Source organism: Halarchaeum acidiphilum MH1-52-1 (assembly GCF_000474235.1).
In the GTDB taxonomy this organism is placed as follows: domain Archaea; phylum Halobacteriota; class Halobacteria; order Halobacteriales; family Halobacteriaceae; genus Halarchaeum; species Halarchaeum acidiphilum.
The window spans coordinates 1-9059 of record NZ_BATA01000089.1; the positions used below are offsets into that span (position 1 = coordinate 1).

At 64.5% G+C, this 9059-nt stretch carries 12 protein-coding genes; 6 read left to right on the plus strand and 6 right to left on the minus strand.

The genetic code is table 11. The features are described from left to right. Positions 1 to 22 precede the first annotated feature (22 nt). The gene (locus AOZ13_RS12245) at positions 23 to 688 is read right to left on the minus strand and encodes a tyrosine-type recombinase/integrase (protein WP_020221702.1); all 666 of its coding nucleotides are present in this window, start codon (positions 686 to 688) and stop codon (positions 23 to 25) included. 140 nt (positions 689 to 828) lie between these two features. Here AOZ13_RS12245 and AOZ13_RS12250 point away from each other — a divergent pair, with 140 nt between their 5' ends. Both AOZ13_RS12250 and AOZ13_RS12255 read left to right on the plus strand, forming a co-directional pair. Next, entirely contained in the window at positions 829 to 1491 is a 663-nt protein-coding gene (locus AOZ13_RS12250; RefSeq protein ID WP_021780728.1) for an HhH-GPD family protein, read from the plus strand. Between the two features lie 609 nt (positions 1492 to 2100). Next, the gene (locus AOZ13_RS12255) at positions 2101 to 3168 is read left to right on the plus strand and encodes a hypothetical protein (RefSeq protein WP_148286724.1); all 1068 of its coding nucleotides are present in this window, start codon (positions 2101 to 2103) and stop codon (positions 3166 to 3168) included. 90 nt (positions 3169 to 3258) lie between these two features. Here AOZ13_RS12255 and AOZ13_RS12260 read toward each other — a convergent pair whose 3' ends face one another. From AOZ13_RS12260 to AOZ13_RS12270, 3 genes are read right to left on the minus strand one after another with little or no spacing between them, the layout of a single operon-like run. Further along, a complete protein-coding gene (locus tag AOZ13_RS12260; RefSeq protein ID WP_020221704.1) occupies positions 3259 to 3741 on the minus strand; it encodes a hypothetical protein in 483 nt (160 codons plus the stop codon). Positions 3742 to 3764: 23 nt separating this feature from the next. After that, positions 3765 to 4190, minus strand: a complete 426-nt coding sequence (locus tag AOZ13_RS12265; RefSeq protein ID WP_020221705.1) for a hypothetical protein — start codon at positions 4188 to 4190, stop codon at positions 3765 to 3767. Further along, positions 4145 to 4375, minus strand: coding sequence for a hypothetical protein (locus AOZ13_RS12270; protein ID WP_148286725.1), 231 nt, complete (start codon positions 4373 to 4375; stop codon positions 4145 to 4147). The genes AOZ13_RS12265 and AOZ13_RS12270 overlap by 46 nt, the downstream gene beginning before the upstream one ends. A gap of 452 nt (positions 4376 to 4827) precedes the next feature. Between AOZ13_RS12270 and AOZ13_RS12275 the strand changes: the two genes are divergently transcribed. Then, positions 4828 to 5508: a hypothetical protein gene (locus tag AOZ13_RS12275; RefSeq protein ID WP_199897014.1), complete on the plus strand. Its 681-nt coding sequence runs from the start codon at positions 4828 to 4830 to the stop codon at positions 5506 to 5508. Then, positions 5505 to 5870: an HNH endonuclease gene (locus AOZ13_RS14580; protein ID WP_020221707.1), complete on the plus strand. Its 366-nt coding sequence runs from the start codon at positions 5505 to 5507 to the stop codon at positions 5868 to 5870. Before AOZ13_RS12275 ends, AOZ13_RS14580 begins: the two co-directional genes overlap by 4 nt. A 186-nt stretch (positions 5871 to 6056) precedes the next feature. On the opposite strand, the gene AOZ13_RS12280 is transcribed toward AOZ13_RS14580, so the two are convergent. Further along, positions 6057 to 6905 (minus strand): hypothetical protein, encoded by an 849-nt coding sequence (locus AOZ13_RS12280; RefSeq protein ID WP_020221709.1) that lies wholly within the window; start codon positions 6903 to 6905, stop codon positions 6057 to 6059. Positions 6906 to 6974: 69 nt separating this feature from the next. Next, a complete protein-coding gene (locus AOZ13_RS12285; protein WP_021780734.1) occupies positions 6975 to 7883 on the minus strand; it encodes an ADP-ribosylglycohydrolase family protein in 909 nt (302 codons plus the stop codon). Positions 7884 to 8036: 153 nt separating this feature from the next. On the opposite strand from AOZ13_RS12285, the gene AOZ13_RS12290 reads away from it, so the two are divergent. After that, positions 8037 to 8693 carry a hypothetical protein gene (locus tag AOZ13_RS12290; protein ID WP_020222525.1) on the plus strand — a complete coding sequence of 219 codons (657 nt, stop codon included), beginning with the start codon at positions 8037 to 8039 and terminating at the stop codon, positions 8691 to 8693. Positions 8694 to 8697: 4 nt separating this feature from the next. Beyond that, on the plus strand, positions 8698 to 8943 hold the full coding sequence (locus tag AOZ13_RS12295) for a hypothetical protein (protein WP_020222526.1): 246 nt from the start codon (positions 8698 to 8700) through the stop codon (positions 8941 to 8943). The last annotated feature ends 116 nt before the right edge of the window (positions 8944 to 9059 follow it).

The following is a 9059-nucleotide window of genomic DNA, read 5'->3' on the forward strand; positions in this document are numbered from 1 at the left end:
TCTCGGTCAATCGACGCGCTGCTTAGTGGACGCTACTGAGCGCGCGGCGGGTCATTGCGCCGTCGACGTTGAGGTACTGTTGGGCGGTTTCGAGGTCCTTCCAGCCGAACATCGCGCGAAGCGCCGCCATATCCAGGCCCCGACTGGCGTGATAGGAGGCCGCGGTCGCGCGGAGGCCGTGCGGTGACGTCGCGTCCGCCGGTAGTCGCGGCGCGTGATCGAGCGTCGTGTTCAGGCGGCGCTGTAGTGTAGAGAACGAGTACGGCCAACCCCCGTACTGTTCGTCGAGGAACTCCAGTGCGACGTGGACGCGCGGCGAGAAGTGGAAGGGGACGGCGCGCGCGCCGGCGGTCGTCTTGGGCTGCCAGTATTCTCGTTCGAGTTCCGCGAAGCTCCGATCCGACGACCGGACCTGCTGTTCGATGACCTGCCGACAGTACCCGCAGAGGCTGCCGTCTCGGCCCTTCGTGCACTGGTGGTGGAGCGGGATGCGGATCATCTGGCGCTGCCAGTCGATCCACGACGAGGAGAGGTGCGTGAACTCGCCGGGCCGGAGTCCGAGGCGACCACCGATGAGGACGAGCGCGCGCGCTTCGAGCGCCTTCTCGTCGTCGTCGATCCGATAGGTCGCCCGGATCAAGCGTTCGAAATCGCGCTCCGTCAGGGACCGCTCCCGAGTTGCTGGCATAGACCGTGCTAAGCCGATACAGTACACCACACTATCGTTCTCCTCGATCAAGTTCGCCTGTACGACACGTCTCGTGATCGATTCGTACGGACCCAGTAGCGCGACCGCGCGTTCTTCAACGAGGACGCACCAGAACTCCCGTGACGAGTACGCGACGCGTCTTCGTCGAACGGCTGCTCGACTGGTATCACGAGAACGGCAGGCACGCGCTCCCGTGGCGCGAGGACTCCAGGACCGCCTTCGAGATCCTCGTCGCCGAGGTACTACTCCAGCGCACCACCGCGTCCGCCGTCGAGGGCGCGTACGTTTCCTTCGTCGCTCGGTATCCGACCCCCGCGTGTCTCGTCGCCGCGCCCTCCGACCGGCTCGTCGACGCCATCGAACCTCTCGGTCTCACGAAGCGCGCCGGACATCTCGAACGCTGCTCCGCGCAGCTGTGGGAGCGATACGCGGGAAGAGTCCCCGCCGAACGAACGGCATTGCTCTCGCTGCACGGCGTCGGCGAGTACACCGCCCGCTCGGTCCTGATACACGCCTTCGGCGAGCATACGGTCGCCGTCGACACGAACGTCCGTCGGCTGGTCTCCCGGTTCTTCGGCATCGATCCGCACTCCGATGCGCTTGGAGAGACCGCCGACGCTCTCGCGCCCGAAGGCCGGAGCGGCGACTTCCTTCACGCCATGCTGGACTTCGCGGCGAGCGTGTGTCGAGCGCGCGAGCCGAGATGCGACAGCTGCCCGCTCCGGACCCGCTGCCGTCGCTTCGAGAGCGGTCGCGCGTCTCGAATCGAGCGCTCCCAGTGAGTGCCGCGGTTCGAGCCAGTCCACTGCGCGGCGGAGCGAGACCTTCGAGGGCGTGTCTCGCGGAAAACGACTAGCTCGGTAATCCCCGAAAGCGGGACGTCTCGATGCCATCGGGTCACGCGCGGGAGTATGGTTGGCTAGAATACAAGACTTATACGACGACCAGATCCACTGTATCTCGTGTTCCTCTCGAAACCCACACGAACACAGATCGCTGCGGTCGCCTGCGTACTTCTCATACTACTCGCGGGCTGTTCATCGTCGGCGACTGTGACGACGACACGACAACAGACGGAGCGGCCGGTCAGCCAGCAGTCGGGCACGACGACGGTCACCGCGTCAGCGAGGACTACCACGGGGCCGACGGCCGTCGGTCCCCGAGCCCAGATACCACTTCAGAAATACGCCCTGGAAAAGGCTCCCGGAGCGGCCGGGATCGATAGCCTGGAGAGAGTCCGAGCGATGGCGCTGATCGCTTCGTTCTACGACAACGTCGATACCTCGGGGGACAGGCGAAACGTGTCGGTCTCGGCGGCAACGAGCCTCTGCCGAAAGGACGAACAACTCGGGGGCTCGGTCTCATCGCTACAGCTCGCCCAGGGGGCGAGTATGACGAGCACGATGGGGCGGCGGCTCGACTACGGGACGCAGATCGTCCGGGAGCACTTCACGTCGGACGTGCCGCGAGCCGAAGAGCTCCGTTCGGTCGCGGGGAAAGCCGCGAAGTACACGCCGCTCGTCGGGAGCTACAATCGGATGGCAGACGCCGCGTGTACAGTACGGAACGCGAGCGAAGAGGGGAACGTCTCGGATCGAGCGCTCCGCCGGTACTACGTCTCGACGCTCGTCTTCGGCGTCGACGCGCTCCTCCTCGCGGACGGCGCGTTCTACAAACCCGCGTTCGCCGGAACGAGATACGTGACGAACCGGGCGAGCGAGGTCGGTCTCTATCGGCTCCGATACGTCCTCGGGGACCGGGCGTGGGCGCTGGGAATGAGCGAGATCCACGTCACGCTTCGGGGATCGATGTTCGGTCTCGCCGATCAGGCGATGATGACCGCCGGCGAGATGGGGCTCAACGTGAGCGCGCACGACGTGGACTGGACGTACATCGCCGAGGCGCAAGGTATCGAGCAGACCGACCTGTCCTCGAACTCGACGGAAACGATTCCGAGCCACGTCTCTTGGAACTTCTCCTCGCCGGGCGCGAACAGAACGATGAACGTCACCGTCGGGAACGCGACACGAGAGGTCGCCATCCCGAAGAACGCCTCCGTCGCCACCGCGATCAACCGGAGCGAACAGATCTCCGGGATGCGCGTGACGAACGTCTCCCTCGCAAAAGCGGGCGCGCGCTCGGCCGTGAACCAAACGCTGAACGCTACCGAGGGGGTCAGGAACAGTTCTATCTACCGGAACGGTACTTCGAGGGTAGCGAACGCGACGCGTGACGCCCGAAACGCGACCAACGAGACCCTCTCCCGACTCAACGACGCGGGCAAAAACGTGTCCTCGTGCGTCTCCGAGCACGCCAACGACTCGACCGACTCCGGTCTTTTGGGAAAGGCGAAGTCCGCGGTCGATTCCGCGGCACACTGCGCCGAGTCCGCGGGGAACTCGACCGATACCGGCGGCTGGCTTACGGTGAGCGCTCCTCGACCGTTAGCTCCCGTCTGAAGAGCCACGAAACAGAAATGGCTCACTGTGTAGTCTCGATGTGTCGCTCCAGCGCTAAACCGGGATCTCGAAGCGTTCTGGACCGCGTAGCTACTGCACCGTCTCGCGGATCCGGCGCTCGATCTCGCCGAACGCGTCGGTGTCCTCCGCAGTGATGAATCGGACCCGCTCGCCGTCTTTGCGGTCGAGTTGTAGTACGGTCCGTTCGCCGTCGTCGAGGCGGTACATCCACGGCGTCCCCAGCGCGCTCAACACGGCCGACAGCCCGGAGCCGAGACCGATCACGGAGAACAACCCGCCGCCGTGGACGATCACGTACTGGACGAAGACGTAGGCCATGAGGAGGGTGACGACGGCGAACACACCGGCAATCGACCGGAACCCCGCGACCGACTTATCTTGGTCTACCCGGACTCCCGTGACGGTGGTATGGGGGATCTCGACCGACGCGTCCGGGCCGCGATACCGGAGCGTCCCGTCCGCACAGACCAACTCGCCGTCGGTCTCCCCCAACAGGGCTTCGTCCTTGAACATGCCCGAAACGCGGATCGGCTCCGGTTCCAGTCCGGTCACCCGCTCTCCGACTACACGTTGGTTCACGCTTCGATGGCACCTGTTGCGAGTGTCGTTACTGTCCCGACCACTAAAAATGTTGTTGCGCCGACGAACGGTACGTCCGGGGTGGGGAGGGCGAACAGGCTGATCCAGCCCCACCACGCGAACAGGACGACGCTCGCCGCCCGCACCGCGCGGCCCCGCGGGGTCTGACACCGGTAGCGGAGCAGGGAGACGACCATGTACAGGAACCCGCAGACGATCACGAGCGAGAGGACCATCATCACGGCCTGGACGAGCCACGACGCGTTGTCGAGCGACGACGCGCCGGACAGGACGCCGATGACCCAGAAGACGCCGAACAGGACGAGGACGAGCGCGCCCGTCCCGGAAACCTTCTCTTCGACGTCCAGTTCCGCGTTCACCGCGACGAGCTCGTCGATGCCGGCGGCGGCGACGCCGACCACGAGGAGAGAGAGAGCACCGGATGCGCTTGGGTCACGCCGGCAATCGCGTTGAAGACGTCGCGGAGGAGGTAGAGGATGCCGACGAAGACGAGCAGTCCGCCGAACAACAGCGCGATCTCCGGCGGAAGCGACGGCCCGTCACCGCTGCCGCGGCCCCAGAGATAGCCCGCCCAGAAATCACTCACGGCGACCACCCCGAGACCCGCTCGCTCGACGGAGACGCTGCTGGTGGGCTATCTGTTCGATACCGCGCCGTATGGCCGTGTAACCGGCCGATGGGTGTGCTGTCATGGTCTGCTCTCGCGTCGGGAGCAAACCGCAAGCGACCTCCGGACGGGGTCACGACGTCGAACGTCGTCACACCTATGATACAGGGCGGTCAAACTCCGGTTGCTCCCGCTGTGGGAGCCGCAACGAGAGGGAGTCGAGCTTCCAGGCAGGGCTCCCTCTCAGCGCGCACTTGCGTGCGCATGACGGTGTTCGCCACGCCGTTTCTTCAGCGTTCGGGTTTTGACAGTTACCACGCCGCTGGCAATTCTGATCACAGTGCTGTGGGAGACGATGCCAGCGCGGGCGGAGCGCTCAGAACGCGACCTCACCGCCATTTAATAGCGGAGACACGGAACAGGCTCCCATTATGACGCACCGGTTCCGCCTCGGCGAGCGCTATCGGGACACGGGGAGCTTCCGGAACGCGGACGACCAGTTCCTCCGGTGGATCCGCGGGCCGCTGAGTAGCGGCATCAAGAACACGGGTGGGATCCGCGACCTCGGCGCGGACCGCTCCGACACGCCCGCCGCGCTCGTCCTCGTCTCGAACGACGGCGGCGTCTCCCAGCACGACGACCCGTGGGAGGACACGCTCGCCGTCAACGCCGGGTACATCAGCTACTGGGGCGACGCGAAGGCCGACAACCCCTACGACGAGTCCGCACAGAATCGGAAGATCAAGCACGCCTTCGACGACGCGGCGGCCGGTCGCCGCGAGGACGTTCCGCCAGTCCTCGTCTTCCGGAAACCTGAGTCCGGCGTCGTCGAGTTCTGTGGGCTCTGCGTCCCCGACCACCTCGAAATCCACGCATACCAGGCGGATGACGGGGCCCAGGTTCCGAACTACCGGTTCCACTTCTCTATCCTCAATACGGAGGCCGTCCCGGTCACGTGGCTCCAGGGCGCGCCCAGCAGAACGACGACAGCGCGGGCCCGGACGTCTGGCAGCGCTGGGTCCAGACGGGCGAACTCGCGCAGTGGCCGACCGGCGAACCCCTCGACGCGGAGGGGCGGGTTCGTCGGTACGAGACGACCGAGGCCGTCGTGAGCGACGCGTTCCGCGAAGCGACGTTCGAGCGCTACGACCACGCGTGCACGATCACCGGCATCCGAGAAGACCCACTCCTCGACCTCGCGCACGTCCTGCCGCGCAGCCAGCGCGCCGACCTCGCCGAACATCCCGAGAACGTCTTCGTCCTGAACTCGCTGCATCATCGGGCGTTCGACGCCGCGCTCTTCACCGTCGACAGCGACTACCGTATCCGGACCAGCCCGTCCTTCGATCCCGCCCACCCGTTCCTCCACGAGACTATCGTCGAACGCGAGGGCGAACGGATCGTGCTCCCGACCGACGCGCGCGTTCGAGACGCGTTTCTCGACGAACTCAACGCCGGTCTGTCCTGGCTATAGAAGGTCGGTACGACTGGGAAAAGACTCTTATCCGGAACCGCTTTACTTAGAATAGACGCAACTGGAGGCTCCACTAATGACGTTTCACGAACGACTCCGCGCAATAGAAGAGCGGTACAATGTGAGCGAGAGCGAACACGCCCGAGAGCTCGGACGTACCGTCGCGGACCTCCAAGACTAACACGGCTATTTCGCCTCGTCGAGGAACGAGACGAATTCCGCTTGGCCGATACCCTCGATATTGCGGAGCTCGTCGTATCCCGCACGTGTGACGGATTCGCTCAAGAAGTCCGTACAGAGCTCAGTATGCGCGTCCCCGTAGTACGCGTACGCTTCTGAACGAGTGAGATCGAGGTCGTACTCTGCAAGAACGATTTCGATGCCATTCTTCCGCTTGACGACATCGCATCCCCACTCAGCGAGCAATGAGAACGCTGTCGTATTTCGACGAACCGTGAGGAGCCGCTTCGACTCGGTGATGTACTCATTGACCCACGCCTTCCAGTCGTACTCTTCAGTCGCAAAGCTCGGAAACGAGAACCCGGTTTGGATGCTCTCCAGGTACCACTGAGCCATACTGATCGACGTCCGGTGGTTCGCATTCGGTAGCGCGTGCTTCAGAATGAGCGTAGACATGAGTTGTCCTGCGATATCGACGGCAGTCCCTGTCCAATCGACGCGTTCGAGAGCATCCGGGATCCGCGCTAACTCGATCCGCTTGTATATTTCGAGCTTCGCGTCCTCCGCCAGCTCCGTTTCCTCGATGATCTCTTCGAATATCTGAAGTAGTCGAACCGTAATCGTCCGGTTCTGTGGCGACATCTCATCGAGCACGTCTTCAAACTCGACGTCGAGATCCTCGACCGTGCCGCTCGCTCCACGGTTCGTATACAACACGAAAAACTCCTCGTCCAGATCGTACTTCTCGATGACCGCATCTTGCCCGGATGTCGTTATCGCGTCCCGGTCCTGCGTAACGTACGCGAGAGAGTAGTGAGAATCTCTGGGGTGATGGTAGTAGACCTGGGCAGTCATCGTCTCGGCATAGGCGATAGACCGAATTAAAACACCTGCCGCCTGTGGCTACCGAGACGTTCTCTCTGGCTATCCCATGGTGTACAGCCGCTCGGCCAGTCCTTCAAGCTCATCGGTCTCGTCGATAGCGGCGAGCCATCGCTCCGGGAGCCCTGACGCCCCGAACCGCGCGCCGGCGACCGCGCCCGCAATCGCGCCAATCGTGTCCGTATCGCCGCCGCGGTTCACGGCCGTTACGATGGCGTCCTCGGCGCTCTCCGCGAACAGCCCGTCGTGGAGGGCCGTCTGGAGCGAGTGGACGACGTACCCGGACGTCTCCAGCGTCCCAGGTGAGTCACCGCGGGCGAGCGGTTCGAGCGCGTCCGTGAGTTCGTCCGGCGCGTCCGCCTCAACGTGATCGAGGGCGTCCCGTAGCGGCGTATCCACCTCTTCGAGAAGGCCGGCGAGCGTGAGGTTCAGCACCGCGCAGCCGTAGGTACACCGGGGGTCGGCGTGCGTGATCTGCGAGGACTGCCGGCTCACTTCTGCGAGCCGATCCCAGTCAGTCGCGTACCGGACGGCGAGCGGCGCGCACCGCATCACGCTCCCGTTACCCGCGTTCTGGCCTTCGAGACTGCCCTCCCAGACCTGCTGGCCCGCTTCGTCCCACGCGTCGCCGTGTTCGAGGCGGCTGAGCGACCGCATCGTCATCCGCCCGATATCGAACGGGCCGCTGTCGTACCACGCGACGAACCGGTCCGCGACGTCCGCCGGATCGAACCCCCCTCGCTCCGCGAGGCTGCGAGCGATGCAGAGCGCCTGCTCGGTGTCGTCCGTGATCGTCCCGGTCGGCTGATTCCACGTGCCGTGCCCGACCATCTCGGTAAGCGTCCCGTACTCCGACGAGATCGACGCCGCCGACTCGAACTCTACGGGCCGCCCAAGCGCGTCCCCGCACGCCAGCCCGAGCAGTAGCCCTCGCGCGCCTGCCAGTCCCATGCCACATCATTCACCGAGCCCCGGAAAAGTGTACCTCCGAGACCATATGATTTGCAGCGCGAAAGGCCACGGCTTCAGTTGTGAGTCACTGACGACGACAAAGCACTTGCCGGGTCGCCCTGTCGACGCGAAGTAGACGAGGTCGTGACGAGTATGTCGGAACCCGAAGTCAGTGAAGACGAAGCGCTGCTGTTCCTGTACCTGCTAGAGAAGGTTGAGGCCGACGTGGAACGCGCGTTCGAGGAGGCGTCGGAGAGCGCGTTCGGCGACGAGAACGGGACGTTCGACGAGGAGCGCTGGGGCGCGTCGGCCGGGCAGGTGTACACCGAAGCGTCGCGGCGGAAACTCCGCCAGTTCGTCGAGCACGCGCACCTCGACGACGTCGATGACCTCAACGAGCGCCTCGCCGCGATTCGTGGACCCGCAGACGCGGAACGGGTAGACGAGGCGAGCGACGAGTCAGCGGCGCTCGAACACGCGCTCGACGGGCTGATCGCAGCGGTAGACTACGCGGAAGACATCGGGGAGAACGAACTGTCACGGCGGATCGCGTCGTGCTACCAGGCCCTCGGGGAGGCCGCCCCGACGGATCACTGGGAGGACCCGCCGACGTGTTCGGTGTGCGGTGCGGCGAACCCGATGTACTTCTTCGGTCGCGTTGAGCTCCCTGACCCCGAGTCGGACGGTGCGTACGAGGACACCGGCGAGCGCGTCGATGGACATCGCGTCACGCGGTGGACTGGTGACTACGTCACGTACGACTACTGGGAGTGCGCGGATTGCTACGAGTCAGAGAAGCCGAAGCAGTAGCGACATGGCCCTCACTGACGATGACATCGAGACGATTCGCCTATACGAACGGTACGACCGCGGCGAACTCACCGAGCGCGAGGCTCGCAACGCACTCGGGAACGAGATCATCGACGGTCTCGCGGAGGAGGCGGCGGCGTTCCGCGAGGCCACGAAACGCGATACAGCAGAGCTACTCGTGGACGGTGAGGCGTTACAGAAGTCCAGTGAGTCCGAGTGCCCCGATCAGAATCATTCCGAGTCCGGCTAACAGAATCCCGATCTGCCGTGGCCCGACGCGAGCCGTGAGGCGGTGCGTCATATCTCCGTTGTATCGTCCGGTCGCACTTAATCCCGCTAGCAGACGGGGCGTGGTAACCACGGGGG